The 26667-nt window shown below is 68.4% G+C and carries 24 protein-coding genes and 1 other RNA gene; 9 read left to right on the forward strand and 16 right to left on the reverse strand.

Translation table 11 applies throughout. From position 1 onward, the window contains the following. Positions 1-6 precede the first annotated feature (6 nt). The 9 genes from IEV99_RS02185 to IEV99_RS02225 form a co-directional block, all read right to left on the reverse strand. Complete coding sequence (locus IEV99_RS02185; RefSeq protein ID WP_188516091.1) at positions 7-1266, reverse strand: URC4/urg3 family protein; 1260 nt, start codon at positions 1264-1266, stop codon at positions 7-9. After that, positions 1266-2528, reverse strand: a complete 1263-nt coding sequence (locus IEV99_RS02190; RefSeq protein ID WP_188516092.1) for a GTP cyclohydrolase II — start codon at positions 2526-2528, stop codon at positions 1266-1268. Before IEV99_RS02190 ends, IEV99_RS02185 begins: the two co-directional genes overlap by 1 nt. 86 nt (positions 2529-2614) lie before the next feature. After that, complete coding sequence (locus tag IEV99_RS02195; protein WP_188516093.1) at positions 2615-3835, reverse strand: phosphopentomutase; 1221 nt, start codon at positions 3833-3835, stop codon at positions 2615-2617. Continuing rightward, complete coding sequence (locus IEV99_RS02200; protein WP_188516094.1) at positions 3832-5463, reverse strand: ABC transporter ATP-binding protein; 1632 nt, start codon at positions 5461-5463, stop codon at positions 3832-3834. Before IEV99_RS02200 ends, IEV99_RS02195 begins: the two co-directional genes overlap by 4 nt. After that, the gene (locus IEV99_RS02205; RefSeq protein ID WP_188516095.1) at positions 5460-6659 is read right to left on the reverse strand and encodes an ABC transporter permease; all 1200 of its coding nucleotides are present in this window, start codon (positions 6657-6659) and stop codon (positions 5460-5462) included. The genes IEV99_RS02200 and IEV99_RS02205 overlap by 4 nt, the downstream gene beginning before the upstream one ends. Further along, complete coding sequence (locus IEV99_RS02210; RefSeq protein WP_188516096.1) at positions 6659-7777, reverse strand: microcin C ABC transporter permease YejB; 1119 nt, start codon at positions 7775-7777, stop codon at positions 6659-6661. Before IEV99_RS02210 ends, IEV99_RS02205 begins: the two co-directional genes overlap by 1 nt. A gap of 129 nt (positions 7778-7906) precedes the next feature. Then, positions 7907-9862: an extracellular solute-binding protein gene (locus IEV99_RS02215; protein WP_188517605.1), complete on the reverse strand. Its 1956-nt coding sequence runs from the start codon at positions 9860-9862 to the stop codon at positions 7907-7909. Between the two features lie 89 nt (positions 9863-9951). Continuing rightward, positions 9952-11838 (reverse strand): extracellular solute-binding protein, encoded by a 1887-nt coding sequence (locus IEV99_RS02220; protein WP_188516097.1) that lies wholly within the window; start codon positions 11836-11838, stop codon positions 9952-9954. Positions 11839-11983: 145 nt separating this feature from the next. Beyond that, positions 11984-12541, reverse strand: a complete 558-nt coding sequence (locus tag IEV99_RS02225; protein WP_244643464.1) for a c-type cytochrome — start codon at positions 12539-12541, stop codon at positions 11984-11986. 281 nt (positions 12542-12822) lie between these two features. Here IEV99_RS02225 and IEV99_RS02230 point away from each other — a divergent pair, with 281 nt between their 5' ends. Together IEV99_RS02230 and IEV99_RS02235 are read left to right on the forward strand one after the other, a co-directional pair. Continuing rightward, positions 12823-13566, forward strand: a complete 744-nt coding sequence (locus IEV99_RS02230) for a 3-deoxy-manno-octulosonate cytidylyltransferase (RefSeq protein ID WP_188516098.1) — start codon at positions 12823-12825, stop codon at positions 13564-13566. Between the two features lie 15 nt (positions 13567-13581). Continuing rightward, a complete protein-coding gene (locus IEV99_RS02235) occupies positions 13582-14445 on the forward strand; it encodes a prephenate dehydratase (protein WP_188516099.1) in 864 nt (287 codons plus the stop codon). A 135-nt stretch (positions 14446-14580) separates the two neighbouring features. Here IEV99_RS02235 and nudC read toward each other — a convergent pair whose 3' ends face one another. Continuing rightward, entirely contained in the window at positions 14581-15525 is a 945-nt protein-coding gene (nudC, locus tag IEV99_RS02240) for an NAD(+) diphosphatase (protein ID WP_188516100.1), read from the reverse strand. Between the two features lie 43 nt (positions 15526-15568). Beyond that, positions 15569-16006: an HIT domain-containing protein gene (locus IEV99_RS02245; protein WP_188516101.1), complete on the reverse strand. Its 438-nt coding sequence runs from the start codon at positions 16004-16006 to the stop codon at positions 15569-15571. 150 nt (positions 16007-16156) lie between these two features. Between IEV99_RS02245 and ffs the strand changes: the two genes are divergently transcribed. The 4 genes from ffs (at position 16157) to recR (ending at position 19386) form a co-directional block, all read left to right on the forward strand. Then, positions 16157-16254, forward strand: an RNA gene (gene ffs / locus IEV99_RS02250) — signal recognition particle sRNA small type. 80 nt (positions 16255-16334) lie between these two features. Further along, positions 16335-18221 (forward strand): DNA polymerase III subunit gamma/tau, encoded by a 1887-nt coding sequence (locus tag IEV99_RS02255; protein ID WP_188516102.1) that lies wholly within the window; start codon positions 16335-16337, stop codon positions 18219-18221. Positions 18222-18248: 27 nt separating this feature from the next. Continuing rightward, complete coding sequence (locus IEV99_RS02260) at positions 18249-18569, forward strand: YbaB/EbfC family nucleoid-associated protein (protein WP_188516103.1); 321 nt, start codon at positions 18249-18251, stop codon at positions 18567-18569. Positions 18570-18783: 214 nt separating this feature from the next. Further along, complete coding sequence (recR, locus tag IEV99_RS02265; protein WP_188516104.1) at positions 18784-19386, forward strand: recombination mediator RecR; 603 nt, start codon at positions 18784-18786, stop codon at positions 19384-19386. Here recR and IEV99_RS02270 read toward each other — a convergent pair. Then, a complete protein-coding gene (locus tag IEV99_RS02270) occupies positions 19383-20300 on the reverse strand; it encodes a hypothetical protein (RefSeq protein ID WP_188516105.1) in 918 nt (305 codons plus the stop codon). The genes recR and IEV99_RS02270 overlap by 4 nt on opposite strands. 4 nt (positions 20301-20304) lie before the next feature. After that, positions 20305-21495, reverse strand: a complete 1191-nt coding sequence (locus IEV99_RS02275) for a DNA recombination protein RmuC (RefSeq protein WP_188516106.1) — start codon at positions 21493-21495, stop codon at positions 20305-20307. Positions 21496-21607: 112 nt separating this feature from the next. Here IEV99_RS02275 and def point away from each other — a divergent pair, with 112 nt between their 5' ends. The 3 genes from def to truA are packed head-to-tail and all read left to right on the forward strand — an operon-like array spanning position 21608 to position 23824. Beyond that, positions 21608-22126, forward strand: coding sequence for a peptide deformylase (gene def, locus IEV99_RS02280; protein WP_188516107.1), 519 nt, complete (start codon positions 21608-21610; stop codon positions 22124-22126). 28 nt (positions 22127-22154) lie between these two features. Beyond that, complete coding sequence (fmt, locus tag IEV99_RS02285; RefSeq protein WP_188516108.1) at positions 22155-23087, forward strand: methionyl-tRNA formyltransferase; 933 nt, start codon at positions 22155-22157, stop codon at positions 23085-23087. After that, positions 23087-23824, forward strand: a complete 738-nt coding sequence (truA, locus tag IEV99_RS02290; RefSeq protein WP_188516109.1) for a tRNA pseudouridine(38-40) synthase TruA — start codon at positions 23087-23089, stop codon at positions 23822-23824. Before fmt ends, truA begins: the two co-directional genes overlap by 1 nt. Here the strand turns inward: truA and IEV99_RS02295 are convergent. The 3 genes from IEV99_RS02295 to dapD form a co-directional block, all read right to left on the reverse strand. Beyond that, positions 23821-24405 (reverse strand): hypothetical protein, encoded by a 585-nt coding sequence (locus IEV99_RS02295; protein ID WP_188516110.1) that lies wholly within the window; start codon positions 24403-24405, stop codon positions 23821-23823. The two genes, truA and IEV99_RS02295, sit on opposite strands and share 4 nt — an antisense overlap. A gap of 110 nt (positions 24406-24515) precedes the next feature. Next, positions 24516-25682 carry a succinyl-diaminopimelate desuccinylase gene (gene dapE / locus IEV99_RS02300; RefSeq protein WP_188516111.1) on the reverse strand — a complete coding sequence of 389 codons (1167 nt, stop codon included), beginning with the start codon at positions 25680-25682 and terminating at the stop codon, positions 24516-24518. Between the two features lie 136 nt (positions 25683-25818). Beyond that, the gene (gene dapD, locus IEV99_RS02305) at positions 25819-26661 is read right to left on the reverse strand and encodes a 2,3,4,5-tetrahydropyridine-2,6-dicarboxylate N-succinyltransferase (RefSeq protein WP_188516112.1); all 843 of its coding nucleotides are present in this window, start codon (positions 26659-26661) and stop codon (positions 25819-25821) included. Between the last annotated feature and the right edge of the window lie 6 nt (positions 26662-26667).

The raw sequence follows: 26667 nt of genomic DNA on the forward strand, positions 1-26667 counted from the left end.
CAAAAACTAAAACACCGTGCCGTCGCTGATCACCATGATCGGCGGCGGGCCGCCCGGCCGCTTCTCCCGCGCGATGCGCCGCCCGGCCGCCCAAGTGCCGCCTTCCAGCGCCTTGGCGAGCGGAAACTGCTCGGGCGTGAGCCCCAGGCGGCTGCGGATCAGCCCCGCGACGTCGTCCAGCAGCGCCACCGTGAGGGCGCGCCATTCCACCACCAGGGTGGAATCCGCCGGATGGGGCCGCTCCGCTTCGTTCGGGTCCTTCAGCGCCAGAACGCCCGCGTCCACGAAGAGGCCGCCATTGCGGTACTCGGCCAGGCCCGTGAGCGCATCCACCCCGGACACGCCCACGCCCGCCGCCTGCAGCGGCTCGATCAACGAATAGGCCAGCCATTGCGAGAGCTTGTGGAACGGCAGCAGCCCGGTGGTCGCGTCGTCGGTCACGAGGCTCGGATGCCGCCACGTGTCGCCGAGATCGACGCCGCCGAGCGCGATGCGCCCAGGCCAGATCGGGCCGAGATGCCCCAGCAGCGCCGCGAGAATCGCTTCCGCCGGGAGGAGGCCGCCCTCGACCTGCGCGGCGAGATGGTCAAAGAGCCCGCCCGGGCGCGCCTCGTCATGCCGGGCGAACACCGCCGGTCGCCCGAGCGCTGCGCGGCCCAGGCGCCGGAGCAGGTCGACCCGGCCCTCGAGACCGACCATCGGATTGCGCGGGTCGATCTGGAAGCCGGCCGCAACCTCGTTGACCTGGAGCGCCGCGAGCCGGCTGGCGTCAGCGCGTAGCGGCTCGCCCGGCCGGGCGGAAAACAGCCCGGACGCGAACATGTAGAAGCTCGCCACCGCGAGCCCTTCCGAGCGCGCGAAGCGCTCCCCGCTGGCCGCTTCGAGATAGGACCAGTCCGGCCCCGCGCCGGCGTCCAGCAACACGCTCACGATGGCGAGGTCGAACGCCGCCCGCGCCCGGGCGGCGTCTGACGGCCAGGGCGTGTCTCGGTCCAGCGTCGCCCAGCGGTCGAAGCCGCCGGCCGCGAAATGCCGCCAGCGGGCGTGAAACGGAACCTGGAAGGTCGGGTAGTTGCGCCGGATCGTGTCGAGCACATAGTCGGCGCAGCGGCAGAGCCTGCCGGAATCGACAGTGAAATGCGGCAGCTCGCCCGCGACGCCGAGCGCCAGCATGCGGTGCGCCCGCTCGCGAACCGCGCGCGGCGACAGCAACCCGCGCGCCAGCGCGGCGTCTGCGCCCGGCTCTGCCCCGGCGGCTCCGCTCATCAATACTTCTCCAGCGGGCGGCCCACGGTGCGCCGCAGATCGTCCTGCCCGGGCGCGCCCTGCGGCGCGTAGTACCCCGCCGCCTTCTTGGCTTCCATTTCCACAGAGGCATCCGGCGGAATCAACTCGTCCGGGATGGACACGCGCTCGCCGATCTCAATGCCGGCCCCCACGATGGCGTCGTATTTCATGTTCGACATCGACATGAATCGATCGATGCGGGTGATCCCGAGCCAGTGCAGCACGTCCGGCATCAGCTGCTGGAACCGCGCGTCCTGCACGCCGGCCACGCACTCGGTGCGCTCGAAATAGGTGGCGGCCTGGTCGCCGCCCTCCTGCCGCTTGCGCGCGTTGTAGACCAGGAACTTGGTGACCTCGCCGAGCGCGCGGCCTTCCTTGCGGTTGTACGCCACCACGCCCGCGCCCCCGCGCTGCGCCTCCTTCACGCATTCCTCGACGCCATGCGCCAGATAAGGGCGGCAGGTGCAGATGTCTGAGCCGAACACGTCCGACCCGTTGCATTCGTCATGCACCCGACAGGCGACGCGCCGGCGCGGGTCGGCGAGGGCTGCGACCTCGCCGATCACATAGACGGTGGTTCCGCCGATCGGCGGCAGGAACACCGCGAGGTCCGGTCGCGTCACGATCTCGGGAAACATCCCGCCGGTCTGCTCGAAGAGCGTGCGCCGCAGCGCGTTTTCGGTGACGCCGAAGCGCGCCGCGACGCCGGGCAGGTGCCACACGGGATCGATCGCGATCTTGGTGACCGAGATGTCGCCGTTCGCCTGCAGGATCGCGCCGTCGTGCTTGAGCCGACCGGCCGCCATGCCGGCCACGATCTCGGGCATGTTCAGCCGCGCTTTGGTGATCGCGATGGTGGGACGGATATCGACGCCCTGCGCGATCCAGTCGGCGAAGACTTCGCCGGCCGACGCGCCCCACGGGTCGAGCGAAACGATCTTGCCGGGATCGCCCCATTGCGGATGCGGACCAACAGGCGTCACCGGGTGGGTGTTGCGCAGGTCCGGCCGAACGGCCGGGTTCAGCGCGCCCGACGACACCGCCAGCGCGCGATACAACGAGTAGGCGCCGCCATGCGCGCCGATGACGTTGCGGTCCGCCGGATTGGTGACGGAGCCGATCACCGGACCGCGCTCGGCCGGCGTCGCCGCGCCCCAGCGGATCGGAAAGCGGGTCACGCCCGTGCCGGGCTCGGGGTGCGACGTGAGCCGGATATGGGTGTTGCGGTTGTCCGTGCTCATGCGCGTCTCTGGCGGCCCACGCCGCCGGGCGTGAGATCGATTGAAAACGATCGTCTGCCGACGTTACGGTCCCGTCAACGGCGCCGTCAAAGCCAGCTTCGGCCGGGTCCGTGCACGGGCAGGCCGAGCAGCGCGGCGGCGGTCTCGCCGATATCCGCGAAGGTCTCGCGTCGCCCGATCGAACCCGGCGCCACGCCCGGCCCGAAGCACAGGATCGGCGTGTGCTCGCGCGTGTGGTCGGTGCCGCGCCAGGTCGGATCGTTGCCGTGGTCGGCCGTGAGGACCACGAGGTCGCCCGGCCGCAGCCGCGCCTCCAGCTCCGGCAGGCGCGCGTCGAAGGCTTCCAGCGCGGCCGCATAGCCGGGCACGTCGCGCCGGTGGCCGAACTCGCTGTCGAAGTCGACGAAGTTGGCGAACAGGAAGCCGCCATTGGCGAGCGTGTCGACTTCGCCCAGCAGGGCGTCGAACAACGCCATGTTGCCGGCCGCCTTCACCTCGCGGCCCGTGCCCCGGTGGGCGAAGATGTCGCCGATCTTGCCGACCGTCACGACGGCGCGCCCGGCCTTTGCGGCACGGTCCAGGATCGTGCCGGCCGGCGGCGGAATGGCGAAATCCTTGCGGCGGGGCGTACGCACGAAGCCGGTGTTGGCGTCGCCCGTGAATGGGCGCGCGATCACCCGGCCGATGCGCAAAGGATCGCACAGCCGCCGCCCGATGCGGCAGAGCTCGTAGAGGCGCTCGAGCCCGAAAACCTGCTCGTGGGCGGCGATCTGCAGCACGGAATCCACGGAGGTGTAGCAGATGGGCTTGCCTGTCCGCATATGCTCGGCCCCGAGCTCGTCCAGGATCTCGGTGCCGGACGCGTGTTTGTCGCCGAGGATGCCAGGCAGCGCCCCTTCGCGGATCAGCGCGGCCGTCAGGTCCGGCGGGAAGCTCGGTTGCGTATCAGGGAAATAGCCCCAGGCAAAATCCACCGGCGTTCCGGCGATCTCCCAATGGCCCGACGGCGTGTCCTTGCCGCGCGACGTCTCGACGCCGTAGCCCCATTGGCCGCGAACGGGGCCCTCGGCCGGATCGGCCGCCCAGCGTCGGCCCGTGGACGCTTGGGCGGCCAGGCCCAGGCCGAGCCGCGTCATGAAGGGCAGCCGCAGCGGTCCGGCGCGCAAACCGGCACGGTCGCCAGCGCCGGCCGCGCAGGCCTCCGCAATGTGGCCGAGCGTGTCGGCCCCGACATCCCCATAGGCGGCTGCGTCTTCCGCGCCGCCGCAGCCCACCGAGTCGAGCACGATCACAAAGACGCGGCTCACTCGCGCACCACGCCGGAGTCGGCCGTCTCGAGGTTGAACGCCGCCGCGAACAGGGCGCGCGTGTAGTCGGTCTTTGGATGGGCGAACAGCTCGGCGGCCGGGCCCTGCTCCACCACCTTGCCGTTCTGCATGACGATGACCTCGTTGGCGAGCGCCCGCACGACCCGCAGGTCGTGGCTGATGAACATGTAGGCGAGGTTGCGCCGCTGCTGCAGGTCGCGCAACAGGTCCACGATCTGCGCCTGCACGGACATGTCGAGCGCCGAGGTCGGCTCGTCCAGCACCACGAATTTCGGCTCCAGCGCCATCGCGCGCGCGATCGCGATGCGCTGGCGCTGGCCGCCCGAGAATTCGTGCGGGTAGCGGTCCATGGAGGCTGGGTCGAGCCCCACGTCGAGCAGCGCGCGGGCGATCACCTCGCGGCGCGCCTCGTAGCTCTGGCGCTGGTCCAGCGCGTCCAGCCCCTCGCCGACGATGTCGGCCACGGACAGGCGCGGCGACAGCGAGCCGTAGGGATCCTGGAACACGATCTGCATGTCGCGCCGCAGCGGCCGCATGGCCTTGCTGTTGAGGCCGTCCAGCCGCTGGCCGAGATACACGATCAGCCCCTGCGAGGAGATCAGCCGCAGCATCGCCAGCCCGAGCGTGGTCTTGCCCGAGCCGCTCTCGCCCACCACCCCGACGGTCTCTCCCTCGCGCACCGCGATCGTGATGCCGTCCACCGCCTTCACGTGGCTGACGACCTTTTTGAAGAAGCCCTTGCGGATCGGGAACCAGACCCGAAGGTCCTGCGCCTCCACGATCACGGGAGCGCCCGTCTTGGGCGGTTCGGGCCGGCCCTTGGGCTCGGCGGCCAGCAGCTTGCGCGTGTAGGCGTGCTGCGGGTTGTCGAACACCTGCGCGACCGGGCCGTGCTCGACGATCTGGCCGTTGGTCATCACGCAGACCCGGTCGGCGATCTTGCGCACGATGCCGAGATCATGGGTGATGAACAGCATCGCCATGCCGTTTTCGGTCTTGAGGCGCGCGAGCAGCTTCAGGATTTGCGCCTGCACGGTGACGTCCAGCGCCGTGGTGGGCTCGTCTGCGATCAGCAGGTCCGGCGCGTTCGCGAGAGCCATCGCGATCATCACGCGCTGGCGCTGCCCGCCCGAGAGCTCGTGCGGGTAGGCCCCCAGCCGCCCTTCGGGATCGCGGATGCCGACCTGGTTCAGCAACTCCACCGTGCGCCGGCGCGCGGCGTCTCCCGAGAGCCCGTTGTGCAAGCCGAGAATCTCGCCGATCTGCCGCTCGATGGGATGCAGCGGGTTCAGCGACGTCATGGGCTCCTGGAACACCATCGTGATGGCGTTGCCGCGCACCTTGCGCAACTCGTCCTCGGACGCCGTGAGCAGGTTGCGGCCCTTGAACAGCACCTCGCCGGACGGATGCGACGCCGGCGGATAGCTCAGCAACTTCAGGATCGACAGCGCGCTGACGGATTTGCCCGACCCGGACTCGCCCACCAGCGCCACCGTCTCGCCGGCATGCACGTCGAACGACACGTGGTCCACCGCGGTGGTGGTCTTGCCGCCCTGGCGGAACACGACCGAGAGGTCGCGGACGGAGAGGAGGGGGGCGTCGCTCATCCGAACGTCTTCCGCGGGTCAAAGGCGTCGCGCACGGCCTCGCCGATGAAGATCAGCAGCGACAGCATGATGGCGATCACCGAGAAGCCCGTCAGGCCGAGCCATGGCGCCGAGATGTTGCTCTTGCCCTGCAGCAGCAGCTCGCCCAGCGAGGGCGAGCCCGGCGGCAGGCCGAACCCCAGGAAGTCGAGCGACGTGAGCGTTGTGATCGAGCCGTTCAGAATGAACGGCAGGAACGTCATGGTGGCGACCATGGCGTTGGGCAGCACGTGCTTCACCATGATCCTGGCGTCGCTCAGCCCCAGCGCCCGCGCGGCGCGCACATAGTCGAAGTTGCGGGCGCGCAGGAACTCGGCCCGGACCACGTGCACCAGCGCCACCCAGGAAAACAGCAGCAGGATGCCGAGCAGCGTGAAGAACGACGGCTGAAAGAAGTTCGACAGGATCATCAGCAGATACAGCGACGGGATCGCCGACCAGATCTCGATGACGCGCTGGAAATAGAGGTCCACGCGCCCGCCGAAGTAGCCCTGGATCGCGCCCGCCATGATGCCGATCACGGACGAGATCGCGGCCAGGATAAGCCCGAACAGCACCGACAGCCGGAACCCGTAGATCACGCGCGCCAGGACGTCGCGGCCGCCGTCGTCGGTGCCGAGCCAGTTCCATTCGAGGTCGCGGCAGCCGAGCGCCTTGCCGGCGGCGTCCGGCCCCGCCCGCTTCTCGGCGACGGGCCGGCAGACCTCGTCCTTCAGCGACCAGGTCGGCGCAGCCGGCGCTGCGGTAGGCAGGTCGAGATTGATGGTGTTCGAGGCAAAGCGGATCGGCGGCCACAGCGCCCAGCCGTGCTCGGCGATCTCCTTCACGATCACGGGGTCGCGATAGTCCGTCTGCGCCAGGAAGCCGCCGAACTTCTCCTCCGGGTAGTCCACCGCGATGGGGGCCAGCCACTCGCCCTTGTAGCGCACCAGGATCGGGCGATCATTGGCCAGCACCTCCGCGAAGAGGCACAGCACGAACAGCACCATGAAGATCCAGAACGACCAATAGCCTCGCCGGTTGGCCTTGAAGTTGGCCAGCCGCCGCTCGTTGATGGGCGACAGGCGCAAGAGCCCCTTGCGCGGCAGCGGCGGCGCGAGCGGGCCGCCGGGGCTCGTCTCGGGCGCGAATGTGCGGGTCGCCACGGGAGCGTCCATCAGACCTCCCGCGTCTCGAAGTCGATCCGCGGATCGATCCACGTATAGGTGAGGTCGGACAGCAGGTTCACCACCAGCCCGAGCAGCGAGAAGATGTAGAGATTGGCGAACACCACCGCGTAGTCGCGGTTCACGATGCTCTCGAAGGAGAGCAGCCCCAGCCCGTCCAGCGAGAACACGGTCTCGATCAGCAGCGAGCCGGTGAAGAACGCGTGGATGAACGCGCCCGGGAACCCCGCGATCACGATCAGCATGGCGTTGCGGAACACGTGCCCGTAGAGCACCTGCCGCTCGCTCAGGCCCTTCATGCGCGCCGTCAGCACATATTGCTTGCGGATCTCGTCCAGAAACGAGTTCTTGGTCAGCAGCGTCGCGGTCGCGAAGGCCCCCAGCGCCATGGAGAGGATCGGCAGCGTGATGTGCCGGATGTAGTCCAGCGCCTGCGCCCACCAGGGCAGCTGCGCGAAGTTCTCGGACGTCAGCCCGCGCAGCGGGAAAAACGGCAGGAAGGACGAGCCCTCGCCAAACAGCACGATCAGCAGGATCGCGAACAGGAAGCCCGGGATCGCGTAGCCGATGATCACGATCGCGGAGGTCCACGTGTCGAAGCGCGAGCCGTCCTGCACGGCCTTGCGGATACCGAGCGGAATCGAGATCGCGTAGCTCAAGAGCGTCATCCAGAGCCCGAGCGAGATCGAGACCGGCAGCTTCTCCTTGATGAGCTGCAGCACGGGCGTGTCGCGGAAGTAGCTCTTGCCGAAATCAAAGCGCAGGTAGTTCCACAGCATCAAGCCGAAGCGCTCGGGCGCGGGCTTGTCGAAGCCGAACTGCGCCTCCAGCTGCTTGATGAAGGCCGGGTCCAGCCCCTGCGCGCCGCGATACTTCGACGCCGCCTCGCCGGCCCCGCCGCCCGGCTGGTTTTGCGATCCGCCGGCGAAATCGCCGCCCGCCCCGCCCGCGATGCGCGAGGTCGCCGACGTGTCGTTGCCCTGCAGCTGCGCCAGCACGCGCTCCACCGGCCCGCCGGGCGCGAACTGCACGATCGTGAACGAGATCAGCATGATCCCGAGCAGCGTCGGGATCATCAGCAGGATGCGGCGGGAGACGTAGGCGAACATGGAGCTAAGATTCCGCCGTCATGGCCGGGCTTGACCCGGCCATCCACGCCGAGCCCCAGCGCGTGGATCCCCGGGTCAAGCCCGGGGATGACGGTGGAGAGTTGGCGCGCCCAAGATGGGATTTCCGCATCAAGCCTTTCCGATTCGCTTGGCCTTGGCCTCGTCATACCACCACGTGCCGGGTGCGCCGCGGGCATATTTCGGCTTGGTCGCCGGCTTGCCGAACATGTCCCAGTAAGCCAGCCAGTGCGAGGCCTTGTACCACATGGGGATCCAGTAGCGGCTCGCCCGCAGCACGCGGTCCAGAGCCCGGCAGGCGGTGACGAGCTCGGTTCGCGTGTCGGCCATGAGCGCGGCTTCCACCAGCGCGTCCACGGCCGGATCCTGGATGCCGGCGACGTTGGACGAGCCCGGCGTCCTGGCCGAGGCCGAACCGAACATCAGCTTCAGCCCTTCGCCCGGCGTGGGCGACATGCCGTAGCGGCGGGACACGATGTCGTAGTCGAACTCGTCCGTGCGCCGCTGGTATTGCGAGGCGTCCACGATCCGGAAGCGCGGCTCGATGCCGAGCAGCTTCAGGTTCTTGAACAGCGAGCCCGTATGGGGCTGCAGCGAGCCGGAGAAGTCGAGAAACTCGATTTCGAAAGGTTGCCCATTCGGCAGCCGCAGCGTGGCGCCCTCGCGCTTGAGCCCGGCGTCGCGCAACAACTGGTCCGCGCGTCGCAGGAGGTTGCGGTCCTGCCCCGACCCGTCCGACACCGGCGGAACGAACGGCGCGCCGAACGCCTCGTCCGGGATCTTGCCGCGCCAGGGCTCCAGCAGGTTGACCTCGTCCGCGGAGGGCGCCTCTTCGGCCTTCATGTCCGAGTTTTCGAAATACGACGCGGTCCGCTTGTAGACCCCGAACATGATCGTGGCGTTTGTCCATTCGAAGTCGAACAGCAGCCCCAGCGCCTCGCGCACGCGCCTGTCCTGGAACTTCTCGCGCCGCGTGTTGAAGAACCAGCCCTGCGTGCCCGACGGCGTCTCGTCCGGGATTTCCTCGCGCTTCACCCGGCCTTCTTTCACGGCCGGGAAATCGTAGCCGTTCGCCCAGTCGCGCGAGGTGAACTCCTCGCGAAACGTCACGTTGCCGGCCTTGAACCCTTCCAGCGCGACTTGGCGGTCGCGGTAGTATTCGTAGCGGACGCGCGCGAAATTATTTTGGCCCACATTCACCGGCAGGTCCTTGGCCCAGTAGTCGGCCACGCGCTCATACTCGATGAAGCGTCCCTGCTCGAAGCGCCCGACCTTGTACGCGCCCGAGCCGAGCGGCGGCTCCTGCGTGGCCTCCTCGAATGGCTTGGCCGAGTAGTACGCCTTGGAAAAGATCGGCAGCGTCGCGACCGTCAACGGCAGGTCGCGCGAGCGACCCTTGCCGTAGCGCACCACCACGGTGAGGTCGTCCGGCGCCTCGGCGCTCTCCACCATGCGGATCGTCTGGGCGATCAGCGGGTGGCCCTTCTGCTTCAGCAGCAGAACCGAAAACGCGACATCCTGCGCGGTGAGCCGCGAGCCATCGTTGAACCGGGCTTCCGGCCGCAGCCGAAACGTTTGCGTCAACCCGTCCTCGGCCGTCACGACGCTGCGGGCCACGAGCCCGTACAGCGCATCCGGCTCGTCCAGCGCCCGCGCCATGAGGCTGTCGAACAGCATCTCGACCCCGGCCGCGCCGTTGCCCTTGAGCACATAGGCGTTCAGCGTATCGAAGGTGTCGAACGCCTGGTTGCCGAAGGTGGTGCTGAGCTGCAGCGACACCACGCCGCCCACTGGCGCCTTGGGGTTCACATAGGCGAAATACGCGAAGTCCGGCGGATATTTGAGTTCGCCGAAGGTCGAGAGCCCGTGGTGCTCCCCAACAGCCGCCGGCGGCACGACCGGCGTGGCGGGCTCGGCGGGCGGCGTTTGGGCCTTGGCGCCCGTGCTGCGCCAGCCCGAGGTAGCGAAAAGCAACCCCGCCCCACCGGCCAGCACGGCGCGTCGAGTAGTGGAACCCTCTCCCGCGAAGCGGGGGAGGGCAGGGAGGGGGCAGTCGCGCGCCGCCATGTCGCCATAGAGGGGCCCGACCGCCCCCTCTGTCGGCTGCGCCGACTTCTCCCCGGCCGACGCGGGGGAGAGTTTCGTCGCCTGCCGCTTCACTGCCGGCCCCCGGTTTTCTGCGCCAGGGCGGCGTCCCACCACCACACCGTCGGAAAGGCCGGCGAGGCGTAGCGCGGCATCACGCCGGGGCGGCCGAAGCGGTTCCAGCGCGCCGTGCGGGTGGCGGGCGAGAACCACTGCGGCACCACGTAGTCGTGCGCCAGCAGCACGCGGTCGAGCGCCTTGGTGGCCGCAACCAGCTCCTCGCGGTCCCGGGCGAAGATCACTTTGTCGATCAGCGCATCGACGCCCGGGTCGCGGATGCCCAGCGTGTTGCGCGAGCCCGGCCGATCGGCCGCCTTGGAGCCCCAGAAATCGCGCTGCTCGTTGCCGGGCGAGAGCGACTGCGCCCACAGGTCGGTGGTGATGTCGAAATCGAAGTCCCGCATCCGGTTTTCATATTGAGACGGGTCCACCACCCGCAGGCTCACGCCGATGCCGAGCCTCTCCAGCGAGGGCTTGTAGAACAGCACGAAGCGCTCGCTTGTGGGATCATAGGCCAAAAACTCGGCCGTCAGCTGCTCGCCCTTGGCGTTGACCCGCTTGCCGCCCTTGATGTCCCAGCCGGCTTCCTTCAGCAGGCGGTCCGCCTCGCGCAGGTTGTCGCGCACCTTGGTCGCGTCGCCATTCACCGGGTTTGCGTAGGCGGCCGTGAAGACGCTGGCCGGGACCTTGTCGCGCACGCTCTCGAGGATCTCGCGCTCCTTGCCCTCGGGCAGGCCCTTGGAGGCAAGCTCCGTCCCTTCGAAGAAGCTGCCAATGCGGCTATACAGCCCGTAGAAGATGGTCTTGTTCATCTCCTCGAAGTCAAACGCCAGGTTGAAGGCCCGGCGCACGCGCTGGTCGCCGAATTTCGGCTTGCGCAGGTTGAACGCAAAGGCCTGCATGCGGCCGCTGGCGCGCTCGGTGAACTCCTCCTTGACCACGCGCCCGTCCTTCACGGCCGGGAAATCGTAGCCGGTAGCCCAGTTCTTGGCGCTGTTCTCCAGGCGGAAGTCGTACTGGTCGCCCTTCAGCGCTTCGAACAGCACCGTCGAGTCGCGGTAGTACTCGAAACGCACCTGGTCAAAATTGTTGGTTCCGATCCGCTCGGGCAGGTCCTTGCCCCAGTAGTCGGCGACGCGCTCGTACACGGCGTTACGGCCGGCGTCGAAGGCCTTGAGACGATACGGGCCAGAGCCGAGCGGCGGCTCCAACGTCGTTTCCTTGACGTTGCGCCTCCTGCCGTCGGGCGCCGTCCCCTCCCACCAGTGCTTCGGCAGCACGGTGAGCTGGCCGACGATCTGCGGCAGCTCGCGATTGCCCGGCTGGTCAAACCGGAAGGTGATCTCGCGCTCGCCCGTCTTTTCCGCCTTCACCACATGGCTGTAGTAGAAAGCCATCTGCGGGCTGGTTTCCTTGTAGGTCTCGAACGAGAAAATCACGTCCTCGGGCGTCACCGGCTTGCCGTCCTGCCAGCGGGCGTTCTCGCGCAGCCGGTAGGTGACCCAGGAGAAGTCCTCCGGGAACTTCACCCCGTCGGCCAACAGCCCGTAGGCGGTCGAGACCTCGTCCAGCGACTGCTCGGTCAGCTGCTCGTAGACGAGGCCCACGCCGGCCTCGAGTTGGCCCTTCACGCCGGCCACCACCGGATTGAAGTTGTCGAACGCGCCCTGGCGGCCGAGCCGCACCGTGCCGCCCTTCGGAGCCTGCGGGTTCACATAGTCGAAATGCGCGAAGCCGGGCTTGTAGCGGGGCTCGCCCATCAACGAAGTGGCGCTGCGCCACTCCGGGTCGGCCGCGGAGGCGGGCGTGAGCGCGGCGCCCAGCAGGCTCGCGAGCGCGACCGCGCCCAGCGCCAGGCCGCGCCTCCATGGGAATGAACCCGCTTCGCCCTGCCGCATGTGGCCTCCGTGTTGTCGCCCGGAACGGGCGGATCGATCTGCGCGGTGGATTATGTCGCTTTTTCGCTCGCGGACCACAGCGGCGGCCGCGGAATCAAAAAGGCCGGGCGATGGCCCGGCCTTTTGACGATGAGAAACGATCCGATCAGGGCGTCGGCAGCGGCGCCGGGCTGTCGGCCAGCGAGCGCAGATAGGCCAGCACGTCGGCGCGGCGGTCGGCTTCCTTCATGCCGGCGTAGCCCATCGCGGTGCCCTGGATGTAGCCCTTCGGGTTGGCGATGAACTTGTCCAGCGCCGCGAAGTCCCACTTCTCACCCTTGGAGCCGTGCTCCTTGAGGCTGGCCGAGTAGTTGAAGCCCGCATGCGAGGCGAGGGGACGGTTCACGACCTCGTAGAGGTTCGGGCCAACCTTGTTGGGGCCGCCCTTGTCGAAGCTGTGGCAGGCCGAGCAAGGCTTCACGAGGCCCTCGCCCTTCTTGGCGTCCGCCTTGGCGAGCAGCACGGGGAGCGGCTCGCTGGCGGCGGCCGGAGCCGCGCCGGCGGCGGCCTCGGGCTCGGCGGCCGGAAGCGCGTAGCCGGCGACCACCGGCTTCTTCTCGGCGAAGATCGATTCGGCCAGGATGCCCATGCCCATGACGAACAGCAGCGTGCCGAGCACGGCCCCTGCGATCTTGTTCAACTCGAAGGAATCCATCCCGAACATTCGATCACTCCGACCCGCGTGGGGCTCAACTCGGCTCAGCGTCTCGCGGCGATCCGGCTCGGCGCGCCCCGGGCGGGGCCTGTCCTGCAAAACCAAACTGCCTCCCTGCGGCTGCCGGACCGCAGGCGCGCAAACGCCGACGGCCCCCGCAACGTTTCCGCCGGGCGGCGGATGATTACCCGCTTTGCGGCGCTCTTGGCAACTCGTATAAGCGCGTTTCCGGTTGATACTTTTTGCCGCTTTTGGCCGTCTGGCCCTGGCGGCTGCGCTGTGGCGGAACAATGTCCGATCCCGTCGTCCTCGTTCCCGCCCGCATGGCGTCCACCCGCCTGCCGGGCAAACCTCTCGCCGACATCCTCGGCGAACCCATGATCGTGCACGTCTGGCGGCGCGCCACCGAAGCCGGCCTCGGCCCCGTGGTCGTCGCCACCGACGAGCCCGCCATCGTGGCCGCCATCGAGGCGGTCGGCGGCCACGCCGTGATGACGCGGGCCGACCATCCGTCCGGTTCCGATCGCATTTTCGAGGCCGTGCAGATCTTCGACCCCGAGGGTCGCCACGACGTGGTCGTGAACGTGCAGGGCGACCTGCCCACCATCGACCCGCGCGCCGTGCAGGCCGCCGTGCTGCCGCTCGCCAATCCGCTGGTCGACATCGCCACCATCGCGGCGCCGATCACCCGCACGGAGGAGCGCGACGATCCCAACGTGGTGAAACCCGTCGCCACCCCGATCGGGCCCGGGCTCTACCGCGCGCTCTACTTCACCCGCGCCACGGCCCCCACCGGGCCCGGCCCGCTGTTTCACCACATCGGTCTCTACGCCTATCGCCGCAAGGCGCTGGAGCGCTTCGTCTCGCTGCCGCCCGCCCCGCTGGAACAGCGCGAGCGGCTGGAGCAGCTGCGCGCGCTGGAGGCCGGCATGCGCATCGACATCGCCATCGTGGATGACGTGCCGCTCGGCGTCGACACCCCGCACGACCTCGACCGCGCGCGCGAGTTGCTCGCCCGCCGCCGTCCCATCTGACCCGAAAGAACCGCGATGTCCCAGCTCAAGAAGGTGATCGCCTACCAGGGCGAGCCCGGCGCCAACTCCCACATCGCCTGCAAGGACGTGTACCCGGACTGGGAGCCGCTGCCCTGCGCCACCTTCGAGGACGCCTTCGCGGCCATCCAGGAGGGCGCGGCCGGGCTCGGCATGATCCCGATCGAGAACTCCATCGCGGGGCGCGTCGCCGACATCCACCATTTCCTGCCGGCCTCGAACCTCCACATCATCGGCGAGTATTTCCTGCCCATCCACTTCCAGCTCCTGGCCGTGAAGGGCGCGACGCTCGCCACCGTGAAGACGGTTTTCAGCCACGTCCACGCGCTCGGCCAATGCCGCAAGATCATCCGCGCCATCGGGGCGAAGCCCGTGATCACCGGCGACACGGCCGGCTCCGCCCGCGAGGTCTCCGAGTGGAACGACCCCACGCGCGCGTCGCTGGCCACCAGCCTGGCGGGCGAGATCTACGGACTCGAAACGTTGTCGCGCGATGTGGAGGACGAGAAGCACAACACCACTCGCTTCGTGGTGCTCTCCAAGACGCCCGCTTGGACGCCGGCCGGCAACGGCCCGACCGTCACGACGTTCCTGTTCCGCGTCCGCAACGTCCCGGCCGCGCTCTACAAGGCGCTCGGCGGCTTCGCCACAAACGGCGTCAACATGACCAAGCTGGAAAGCTACATGGTGGACGGCGAGTTCTCGGCCACGCAGTTCCTCGCCGACGTGGACGGCCACCCGGACGACTGGAACCTGAAGCTCGCCTTCGAGGAGCTGGAATTCTTCTGCAAGGAATTCCGCGTCATGGGCGTCTACCCGGCGCACCCCTACAGGGTGGAGAGCCAGAAGGCGGCCGAGTAGGGCGTTGATGGGCTAAACCACGGTACCCCTCGCCCTTCGAGACACATCGCCAAGGGGCGATGTGTCTCAGGACGAGGGGATTGTTGGGCATGAACTGGCGGGTTTAGGCCCTCATGGCTTGAGGAGTCTGCGGATTCAAAACCCCTCCCCATCCTCCGCCCACGCCTTCAAAATCCCGTGCGCGATTGCGATCGGCGGCGGACAGCCGATCCCGTCCGGGTGGCGGCCGGCCAGCATCTGGCGCACCTCGTCGCGGGTGAACCAGCGCGCGTCCTCCAGTTCCTTAAAGTCCACCGTCAGCTCGTCGGCGGCAGCTTCCGCAATGCAGCCGATCATCAGCGAGGCCGGGAACGGCCAGGGCTGCGACGCGAGGTAGCGCACCCGCCCGGTGGCGACGCCCGCCTCCTCGAAGAGCTCGCGCCGCACCGCGTCCTCCAGCGTCTCGCCTGGCTCCAGAAAGCCGGCCAGGCAGGAATACACGCCCTTCACGAAGCGCGCCTGCCGGCCGAGCACGCAGCGGTCGCCCCGCACCGCCAGCATGATCACCACCGGGTCCGTGCGCGGGAAATGCTGCGCCCCGCAGGCCGGGCATTCGCGCTTCCAGCCGGCGGACCCCACCGTGGTGGGCTGCCCGCAATTGGAGCAGAAGCGGTGCCGCTGATGCCAGTGCATCAGGCTTTTGGCCTGCGCGAACACGCCCAGGATATGCGGCGGCAGCACGCCCTGCACGGCGAGCGAACGCAGGTCCATCGCCACCACGTCGTCGTGGCCCTGGTCGTTCTCGGGCGCGGGCGCTTCCAGCAGCGCCGCGTAGATCGGTCCGTGCTCGTCGAGCCCCAGGAACGCTTTCTCCCGCACGGTGCCGAGCTCGGCGAGGTCGGTCCGGTCGAACAGCGCCTCGGCGGTTCCGCCACGCTGGCGCAGCAGCGGCACGTCGCCCTGCAGCACCACGCAGCGCGCGTGCGGCGAGGCCGCGAGCTCGGCCATGTAGCCGGTATCGTCCCGGTATTCGGCGCGGCGATCCAGCAAATTGACCGAATAGCCGAGGGTCGCGGACCGCTCGGTGCGGGGTGGGGACATGGGACGGTTCCTCGTGTGGGCAGGTTTGGGTGGAAAGCCGGCGCTAAGCGACGCCGCCGAACGCCGCCGAGAGCTTGGCCAGCCGCTCGGCCAGCGCGTCGGCCGCATAGGGGGTCGCCGGCCCGGAGCCCCACACCGGCCGCGGCCAGGCCTCGTCGGTGGTGAACCGGCCGAGCACGTGCACGTGCAGCTGCGGCACCATGTTGCCGATGGCGCCGATGTTCAGCTTGTCGGGCCGAAACAGCGTTTTCACGACGCGCGACGCCTCGGTGATCTCGCGATAGAGCCGCATCTGGTCGATGTCGCTCAGATCCAGGATCTCGCGCACGTCCGGCCGGCGCGGCACGAGAATCAGCCACGGATAGCGCGCATGCTTCATCAAGAGCACGCGCGACAGCAGCAGGTCGCCCACCACGGCCGTATCGGCCGCGAGTTGCGGGTGAAGCTCAAAGCCGGCCTCGGCCGGAGGGGAAGCAGTCATGCGCGCAAAGCTAATCCAATCCCGCCGCCGCGGCTCCAGTCTTTTCGCAGGGCAGGGTGGCTGGTGGGCTGCGGCGACACAATGAACAGCGTTCCTCCACCCCTTCCGCCCCGGCTTGTATTCCCCGGCAGGATCGCCGATATAGAGCGCGGGAGGTTGGTGGTGGACGTTCCACTCGCCAACCGGGTCAGGTCCGGAAGGAAGCAGCCCTAACGAGAATCGGGCGGGTTACCGTCCAGCCTCCCACCCTTCGCGGCAATCTGGCCTCGATCGAAAAGGCTCCTCCACGGGAGCCGTCGCAGCCCGGCCATGCGTCACCCAAGGCCCGATGAGCGACGACACCACGATCCACGACGGCGTCACGGTTGATGACGGCCCCGGCTTTCCGGGGGTCGATCTCCCGCGCGCCGCGCCGCCCGCATCCTCCGCGCCGGCCGCCGCCGCGCCCTACCGGGTGCTGGCCCGCAAATACCGCCCGCAGAATTTCGACGACCTCATCGGCCAGGACGCCATGGTGCGGACCCTCCGCAACGCGTTCTCGTCCGGCCGCATCCCGCAAGCCTGGATCCTCACCGGCGTGCGCGGCGTCGGCAAGACCACCACGGCCCGCATCCTGGCGCGCGGGCTCAACTTCCTGCGTGAGGACGGCACGGGCGGTCCCACGGTCGATCTCAGCGAAGAGGGCGTGCACTGCCGCGCCATCATGGAATCGCGCCACGTCGACGTGCTCGAGATGGACGCCGCCTCGCACACCGGCGTCGAGGACGTCCGCCAGATCACGGACGGCATCCGCTACGCCCCGGCCTCGGCGCGCTACAAGGTCTACATCATCGACGAAGTCCACATGCTCTCCGAGAAGGCGTTCAACGCCTTCCTGAAGACGCTGGAGGAGCCGCCGCCCCACGCCAAGTTCGTGTTCGCCACCACGGAAATCCGCAAGGTCCCGGTCACGATCCTGTCGCGCTGCCAGCGCTTCGACCTGCGCCGCGTCGACGCGTCCCTGATGGTGCAGCATCTCGGCGGCATCTGCGCCCGCGAGGGCGTCAGCATCGACGACGAGGCGCTCGCCATGCTGGCCCGCGCGGCCGAGGGTTCGGTGCGCGATTCGCTGTCGCTGCTCGACCAGGCCATCGCGCATGGGGCGGGCGCCATCGACGCCGACACGGTCCGCACCATGCTGGGCCTGGCCGACCGCGGCCGCGTGATCGACCTGTTTGAGGCCGTGATGCGCGGCGACGCCGCCGGCGCGCTGCGCGAGCTGCGCGACCAGTATGACTCCGGGGCCGACCCGGCCGTGGTGCTGAGCGACCTCGCCGAGTTCACGCATTTCGTCACCCGCCTGAAGATCGTGCCGGACGCCGCGCTGGAATCCAGCGTCACCGAGGCCGAGCGCGTGCGCGGCCAGGCCGCTGCGGCGCTGCCGATGCGCGTGCTGTCCCGCGCCTGGCAGATGCTGCTGAAAGGCATCGGCGAGGTTCAGTCCTCGCCCAAGCCTGTCGCGGCGGCCGAGATGGTGCTGGTGCGCCTGTGCTACGCGGCCGACATGCCGACCCCGGACGAGGCGCTGCGCGCGCTGCGCGACAATCCGCCCGGCGGCGCGGGCGCGCCTTCCGGCTCCGGCGGCGGCTCCGGCGCGCGCGCGATACACGACGGCGCTCGCGCCTCGCACGATGGCGGATCGCGCGGCGGCGCGGCGCTCAGCGTCGCGACGCGCTCCGAGCCGCGGTCCTCCATGGCCCCGGCGCCCCGTCAGGCGGCCGCCCCGACGCTCAAGCTCAATCGCTTCGAGGACCTCGTCGCGCTCGCGGCCGACAAGCGGGACATCACGATGAAGCTCGCGCTGGAGGCCGATATTCGCCTCGTGCGCTTCGAGGATGGCACGCTCGAGTTTTCGCCCGGCCCGAACGCCTCGCCGCAGCTCGCCGGCGATCTTTCCAAGCGCCTGAGCGAATGGACCGGCCGGCGCTGGGTCGTGGCCCTCTCATCGGAGCCCGGCCAGCCGACGCTGCGCGAAACGCAGGCCGCGCAGGAGCGCGACCGGCTCACCAACGTGCAGGCGCATCCGCTGGTGCGCTCCGTGCTGGAAGCCTGGCCGGGCGCCAAGATCGTGGACATCCGCGAGCCCCAGCCGGAAGCCGCCGCCGCCGAGGAGGACGCCACCGGCGACCCGGGCGTCGACACGGACGGCTTCGACGGCTTTGACGACGAATTCTGATCCCCTCATCCATCCGGGAGTTTTGCCGTGAAAGACATCATGGGCATGATGAAGAAGGTCCAGGAAATGCAGTCCAAGATGGCTGCTCTCCAGGACGAGCTCGAGACGCTGGAAGTAGAAGGCGCAGCCGGCGGCGGCATGGTCAAGGTCACGATGACCGCCAAGGGGCAGGTCAAGGCCGTGAACCTCGACGACAGCCTCATCAAGGCCGACGAAAAGGACATCCTCGAGGACCTGCTGATCGCGGCCCTCAACGACGCCCGCGGCAAGGCCGACCGCGCCGCGCAGGACAAGATGTCCACTGTCACGGCCGGCCTGCCCATCCCGCCCGGGATGAAGCTGTTCTGAGGCGGATCGCCTGGCGCCCGGGCGAACGCCCCGTCCATCAAAGGGCTGCAACCGGCCCCCTCTCCCCGGCACGGGGAGAGGGCGGGGGTGAGGGTCTCCGAGCCGCTCCTGCGTTTACAACCAGGCGCAACCCCGCATCCGGCCCTTTGGGCCACCTTCTCCCCGTGCCGGGGAGAAGGGCGCGCGCGACGCATGCAATCAATAAAGAGCCACCATGGCGTCCATCACCGGCCCTGAAATCGAGCGACTAATCCAGCTGCTGGCGCGCTTGCCGGGGCTCGGCCCACGCTCGGCCCGCCGCGCGGCGCTGCACCTCATCAAGAAGCGCGAGCAATTGCTGGGACCGCTGGCCGACGCCATCCGGGTGGCCAACGAGCGCGTGGTGGTGTGCTCCACCTGCGGCAACGTCGACACCTCCGACCCCTGCGTGCTGTGCGGCGACCCGCGTCGGGACGACAAGGTCATGGTGGTGGTGGAGGACGTGTCCGACCTTTGGGCGCTGGAGCGCGCGCAGGTCGCGAATGGCCGCTACCACGTGCTCGGCGGCACGCTCTCGGCGCTGGACGGCGTCGGCCCCAAGGATCTCAACCTCGACAAGCTCGTTTCGCGCGTGGCGGAGGGCGGCGTCGAGGAGGTGATCCTGGCGCTGAACGCCACCGTGGACGGCCAGACCACCGCCCACTACGTCACCGACCTTCTGTCGCACACGGGCGTGAAGGTGACCCGCCTCGCTCACGGCGTCCCGGTCGGCGGGGAGCTCGACTACCTGGACGAAGGCACCCTCTCGACGGCGTTCCGGCAGCGCACGACCCTTTAAAGAGACGCTGGATGGCGACCAAGACCAATGATTTCACCGGTGGAATTCTCTACAATACCAAAGCCGTCTCGCGTAAACGTAAACTCAAAGAGCGGTTTGTCGGGTAGCCGAACGGCGTAGCCGGCTGCCAAGTTGTTGAAGTAAGCTGGGTCTTTCGCGAGTAGGACATCCACTTGGCGGAGTGTGCGCATTATGTACGTGGCATATTTTGCATGAATTACAGTAGTACCAGCACTTGCGAGTATCTTCCGTCCGGTGAATAGCTTTCGGTCGACACAAATCGGTGCAGATAGTCCCGCATTTCTAAGACCTGCGCGTTCATTCTCCGTCCAATCTTGAGGAGGGAGCAGCCCTTTCAGTTCAATGAAATACCCTGCATTCGGCCAATTTCGAACGGAGATTTCCGCAAGAGCTATCGCGCTCCATTGGCCGTGCGGTCGGACGTCCAGCAAGAAAGCCTCGTCGGCGGCAAAATGGCCAAATATTAAATATTTGCTGCGCTCTGACTGCTCGTTTGAGCAGTGCAGGTGGTGGATGCTCCAATCATTAAGGAGGAGATCCAGATGCTTGCTACGACCGAGATTCTTTTTTCCTGTACTGACCAAGTCGAAACCATGCATCGTGCGTGTACTAAGGCGGAGAGTTAGATCAACTCCCTGTTCGATCTCCGACAGCACCTTACGGATAGAACGATCATACTCATCGAGGTCTGCATAATGTTTGAATTCTGGTGAGAGGTAAATCTTGCGTGGCCTAGGCGGGATAAATCGCGATAGCCAATTAAGGTAGAGAATTATGAGTTCTCCTGGGTTTAGTGATGCCAAATAGCAAGAAGTGAGCAGATCGTCCCGATCGTGCGGCAGATTGTTAATGACATGCTTTTTGGCCGATAGAATAAGAGAATCGGATTTCACGAAGCTACTCCGCTGCGCGCCCAAACAGCGGGCCGGCCTCCGCCGGCTGCGGCGTCGTTGGAACAACCGCCGGCGTCTCGAACTCCATCGCCTCGATCCGCTCGCCGCGTTTCAGGGCCTTGTCGGCCGAGGTGACGATCTGGGCGATGTCGTCGCCTGTCTGGCGCAGATGCTGGTCCAGCTTTCCGGTGCGGTCGCGCAGGCGCCGCACATCCTCGATCAGCTTGGCGACTTCCGCCTGGATCTGGTGCGCCTGCTCGCGCATGCGGGCGTCTCGCACGATCGCCTGCATCACCTGGATCGCCATGGCGAGCAGCGAGGGCGACACGATCAGCACGCGCGCCCGGTGGGCCCGCTGCACCAGGTCCTCGAAATGCTCCTGCAGGTCGGCGAAAAGCGATTCCGCCGGCACGAACAGCACCGCGATGTCCTGCGTCTCGCCCGGGATCAGGTATTTGTCGGCCACGTCCTTGATGTGCCCGCCCACGTCGGCGCGCACCCGCTGCATGGCGGCGCGGCGGGCGTCGTCGCCCTGCGCTTCCCGGAAAGCCGTGAAGCCTTCCAGCGGGAATTTCGCGTCCACCACCAGCGGCCGCTCGTCACCCGGGAGGTGGATCACGCAGTCGGGCCGCTTGCCGGACGACAGCGTCGCCTGGAACGCATAGGCGCCGGGCGGCAGTCCATCACGGACGATGGCCTCCATGCGGCCCTGCCCGAAGGCGCCGCGCGTCTGCTTGTTGGAGAGCACGTCCTTGAGGCTCAGCACCTCGCCGGTGAGGTCGGTGAGGTTCTTTTGCGCCGCGTCGATCACGGCGAGCCGTTCGTTCAGGCGAGACAGGTTTTCGGCCGTCTGCTTCTGGCTGGCGTTGAGTCCGTCGCCGACGCGGTTCTGCAGGCTGTCCAGCCGCTCGGCGATCAGCCGCACGAGGTCGACCTGCCGGTTGCCGAACACCTCGCCGATGGTCTGCATGCGCCCGGTCATCTCGGACTGGATCTGCGCCAGCGCGGCGAGCTTCTCGTCCAGCTCGTGTTGCCGCTCGGCCGCCGCCGCGGCCTCCTCGGCGCGATGCCGCCCGGCCCGCAGCGCCGCCAGGCCAAGCCACGCCAGCGCAAGCACGGCCGCGCCAAGCAGGCCAATCACGGCTTCGCCCCACGACACCGCGTGCCCGCCAACGACGAGGATGATCCGGTCCATCCCGCGAACTTAGGCGCGATTCGCCCGCAATGCGAGAACGAAGGCGGAACGGTTTGCTTTTGCGTTTCCGAGTCGTTATCTCCACCGCGTCATCCGGAAAGCTGCGCCCGCCATGTCGACCCGACCCATCCTCGTGATTCCCGATCCCAAGCTGCGCCTCGTCTCCGCGCCGGTGGTGCGCCCCGTGCGCGATCTCGCGCCGCTGATCGAGGACATGTTCGAGACCATGTACGAGGCGCCCGGCATCGGCCTCGCGGCCATCCAGATCGGCGTGCCCGAGCGCATCGTCACGATCGACGTCGCCAAGCAGGACGCCCCCAAAGAGCCACTGGCGCTGATCAACCCCGAAATCGTGTGGTCGTCCGAGGAGCGCTCCGTGTATGAGGAGGGCTGCCTGTCCATCCCCGAATACTATGAGGAAGTGGAGCGCCCGGCCCGCGTGCGCGTGCGGTTCACCGATCGCGATGGCGGCGCGTGCGAGATCGAGGCCGATGGGCTGCTGGCCACCTGCCTGCAGCACGAGATCGACCACCTGCAGGGCACGCTCTTCATCGACCACATCTCCAAACTGAAGCGCGATCGCGTGCTGAAGAAGTTTTCCAAGCAGGCCAGGCGCGACGCGCAGGCCTGACCGGTCCGACACACCAAGCGGGGTCGCCATGCTGCGCGTCGTCTTCATGGGCACGCCCGATTTCGCCGTGCCGACGCTCACCGAGATTGTCGGCCAGGGGCACGAGGTCGTGGCCGTCTACACCCGCGCCCCGGCGCCGGCCGGCCGTGGCATGGCGCTGAAGCCCTCGCCGGTGCACCAGGCGGCGGACCGCTTCGCCATTCCGGTGTTCACCCCCGCGACCCTGCGCGGCGAGGAGGCCGCCGAGCAGTTCCGCTCACTCGACGCCGACGTCGCCGTGGTGGTCGCCTACGGGATGATCCTGCCCGAGAGCATCCTCCAAGCGCCCGAGCTCGGCTGCCTCAACCTTCATGCGTCCCTGCTGCCGCGCTTGCGCGGCGCCGCCCCCATCCAGCGCGCCATCATGGCGGGCGACCGCGAGACCGGCGTCGCCGTGATGCGCATGGAGAAGGGCCTGGACACCGGCCCGGTCGGCATGGCCGAGCGCGTCGCCATCGGGCCGGACATGACGGCCGGCGAGTTGCATGACCGCCTCGCGCCGCTGGGCGCCGACCTGATGGTTCGCGCGCTGGCGGCCCTGTCCCGCGGCGGCCTCCAGTTCACGCCACAGCCGGCCGAAGGCGTGACCTATGCGCACAAGATCGCCAACGAGGACGCCCGGATCACCTGGAGCCAACCCGCCCAGGCCGTGCACGACCGCATCCGCGGCCTCTCGCCATTCCCGGGCGCCTTCGCGACACTCGATCTCGGCAAAGGGCCCGAGCGCCTCAAGGTGCTGCGCGCCGCGCTTGTTCCGGACCGCTCCGGCGAGCCCGGCGTGGTGCTGGACGACGCCCTCACGGTGGGTTGCGGCGGCGGCGCCGTGCGGCTCCTGCAAGTGCAGCGCGCCGGCTCCCGCGCCATGGCGGCCGACGAGTTCCTGCGCGGCGTTCCGGTTCCGGCCGGCGTGAGGTTTGGCTGATGCCGCGCTACAAGCTCGTCATCGAGTATGACGGGACGCCCTTCGTGGGCTGGCAGTTCCAGGCGGTGGGAGACAGCGTCCAGGCGCGCATCGAGGACGCCATTGCGCGCTTCTCCGGCCAGCAGGTGCGCATCCAGGGCGCCGGCCGCACCGACGCGGGCGTGCACGCCACGCATCAGGTCGCGCATGTGGACCTCGATCGCGACTGGCCGACCGACACCGTGCGCGACGCCATCAACGCCAAGATCCGCCCCGCGCCGGTCGCGATCCTGTCGGCCGAGAGGGTCGCGGACGATTTTAACGCCCGCACCTCGGCCCGGGGCCGTCGCTATCTCTACCGCATCGTCAACCGACGGCCGCCCGTGGCGCTGGACGCCGACCGCGTCTGGCACGTGAAGTGGCCGCTCGACGCCGACGCCATGGCGGACGCCGCGCAGGCGCTGGTGGGCCGGCACGACTTCACGACCTTCCGCTCGTCCGATTGCCAGGCGCTGAGCCCGGTGAAGACGCTGGACCGGCTGGATGTCGAGCGCATCGGCGACGAGATCCGCGTCTTCGCGTCGGCCCGCTCGTTTCTGCACCACCAGGTGCGCTCCATGGTGGGCTCGCTGCAGCTCGTCGGCGCCGGCCGCTGGACCAAGGACGAGCTGCGCGACGCGCTGGACTCGCGCCAGCGCTCGCGCTGCGGCGCCATGGCGCCGTCCTGCGGCCTCTACCTCATCGGCGTGGACTACTAGGCCAGCAGCGAGGCTGCGGCCGTCACCGCGCCGTTCACGCAAAGCTCCACCAGCACCACCACGGCCGCCACGCCGCCCGAGACGCCCAACGCCGTCTTCGCCAGGAACCAGCGGCACTGCACGATCAGCACGCCGAAGGCGAGCAGAAACAGCGTCGTGAGCCCCGCCGTCGCCCAGCCGACCACGTGCAACGCATGCGGCGCCGCCATGATGGTGGTCGCCACCACGGCCGACCAGTTGTAAGCGATGATGTAGCGCGCATAGCGCCGGCCGACGCCGAGCAGCCGCGCCAAACCCACCATGGCGATCGGAAAGGCGAGCCAGCAACCCGTCACCAGCAGCGCTTGCCGGGTCACCAGCAGCGGGCTTTCGAACAGCCCGTCCTCGAGCGGCAGGCCGGCCTGCAGCCGCGCATCTGCGAGCAGCACCACGAAGGCCGGCGCCACCAGCAGCATGGCCGCAAAGGATCGCCAGAACGCCTCGAACGACACCTCGAAGGCGCCGAGCCCTTCAGGGTCACGGTTCAACAGCTTGACGGACCCGGCCAGCGACCGGCCCACCTCATCCATGGTCAGGAACATGCGACGCTCCCGCTGAATTGCTGCACTGCAACAAGGATGCGCTCGTCTACGACCTTTGTCGAGTGACGTGCGGCACATTCAACGGAACGTGACGAGGATCGTTCCTGCGCCTAGGCGAAAGCCCGGCGGATCATCTCCTCGTAGATCCCGGTCAGCGCCTCGATGTCGGCCACGTCGGCGTTCTCGTCCACCTTGTGCATGGTCTTGCCGACGAGCCCGAACTCGATCACCGGGCAGTAGTCTTTGATGAAACGCGCGTCCGAGGTGCCGCCGGTCGTGGACAACGCCGGCCGGCGGCCCGTCACGGCCTCCACGGCGTCGGCGGCCAGCGACACGAACGCGCCGGGAGGCGTCAGGAACGCGGGCGCGTTGGAAGGCCGGAATGCGACGTCGTAGCGCACGGCGTTGCCGGCCGCCTCTGCGAGGCGCCGGCGGATCTCGTCCGCCAGCGTCTCGTGCGTCCACAAATCGTTGAAGCGGACGTTGAACACCGCCCGGGCGCTGGCCGGGATCACGTTGGTGGAGGGGTTGCCGACATCCACGGTGGTGAATTCGAGGTTCGACGGCCCGAACTGCGCCGTGCCGGCGTCCAGCGGCTTCGCCATCAGGGCGTCGAGCAACCGCACGAGGCCGCGGATCGGGTTCTCGGCGAGGTCGGGATAGGCAACGTGCCCCTGCGTGCCTTCAACCGTGATCTCGCCCGTCAGCGAGCCGCGGCGGCCGATCTTGATCATGTCGCCGAGCGCATTCGGGTTTGTCGGCTCGCCGAGTACGCAAAAGTTGAAGCGCTCGCCGCGCGCATGCGCCCATTCGAGCAGCTTGACGGTGCCGTTCACGGCCGGGCCTTCCTCGTCGCCCGTCAGCAGAAACGCGATCGAGCCCCGCGGCGGCCGGCCGCCATGGCTGGCGAGCCAGCGCAGCGTCGCCGACACGGAGGCGGCCACGCCGCTTTTCATGTCGGTGGCCCCACGGCCGTAGAGCACGCCGTCCACGATGTCCCCGCCAAACGGCGCATGGGTCCAACGGCTCTCGTCGCCGGGCGGCACCACGTCCGTGTGCCCGGCGAACAGGAGGCACGGCGCCTCGCGGCCGATGCGGGCGTAGAGGTTCTGCACATCCGGCGTGCCGGGCTCGCTGAAGGTGAGCAGGTGCGTCTCGAACCCCGCCTTGGCGAGCACGTCCGCAAGCAGTTGCAGCGCGCCGGCTTCATGTGGCGTCACGGACGGGCAGCGGATCAGCGCCTGCGTGAGCGCGACGGGATCATGGGCATCGAGCATGCGGAACTCCCTGGACGCTGAACGGGGACGCCCGGCTCCCTCCACCGTCATCCCCAGGCTTGTCCCGGGGCTCCACGCCTTGGCCTGCCGCGTGGTTGGCCGGGACAAGCCCGGCCATGACGCCCGGAGAAGCCGTTCAGTCCCGCAGCAATTCGTTGATGCTGGTCTTGGAGCGGGTCTGCGCGTCCACCTTCTTGACGATCACCGCGCAATACAGCGACGGGCCGGGCTCGCCGTTGGGCAGCGGCTTGCCGGGCATGTTGCCGGACACCACCACCGAATAGGGCGGCACCTTGCCGACATGGACCTGGCCGGTCTCGCGATCGACGATCTTGGTGGACTGGCTGATGAACACCCCCATCGAGATCACCGAGCCTTCGCCCACCACGACGCCTTCCACCACCTCGGAGCGGGCGCCCACGAAGCAATTGTCCTCGATGATGGTGGGGCCGGCCTGCAGCGGCTCCAGCACGCCGCCAATGCCGACGCCGCCCGACAGATGCACGTTCTTGCCGATCTGCGCGCAGGAGCCGACGGTCGCCCAGGTGTCCACCATGGTGCCGCTGTCCACATAGGCGCCGATGTTCACGAAGGAGGGCATCAGCACCACGCCGGGCGCCACATAGGCGCCGCTGCGCACCGTGCAGTTGGGCACCGCCCGGAAGCCCGCTGACTGAAACGCGGCCGCGTCCCACCCGTCGAACTTGGACGGAACCTTGTCCCACCAGGTCGCGGCGCTGGGACCGCCCTTGATGATGGCGTTGTCGTTCAGCCGGAACGAGAGCAGCACGGCCTTTTTCAGCCACTGGTTCACGGTCCAGCCGTCCGCGCCCTTTTCGGCGACCCGGGCCTTGCCGCTGTCCAGCAGGGCCAAGGCCTCGGTGACGGCGTCGCGCACCTCGCCCTTGGTGCTGGTTCCGAGCTCGGCCCGGTTCTCCCAGGCGGCGTCGAGGGTGGCGGCGAGGTGGGCGTGCGACATGGCGGG

It is taken from the genome of Alsobacter metallidurans (genome assembly GCF_014636935.1).
In the GTDB taxonomy this organism is placed as follows: domain Bacteria; phylum Pseudomonadota; class Alphaproteobacteria; order Rhizobiales; family Beijerinckiaceae; genus Alsobacter; species Alsobacter metallidurans.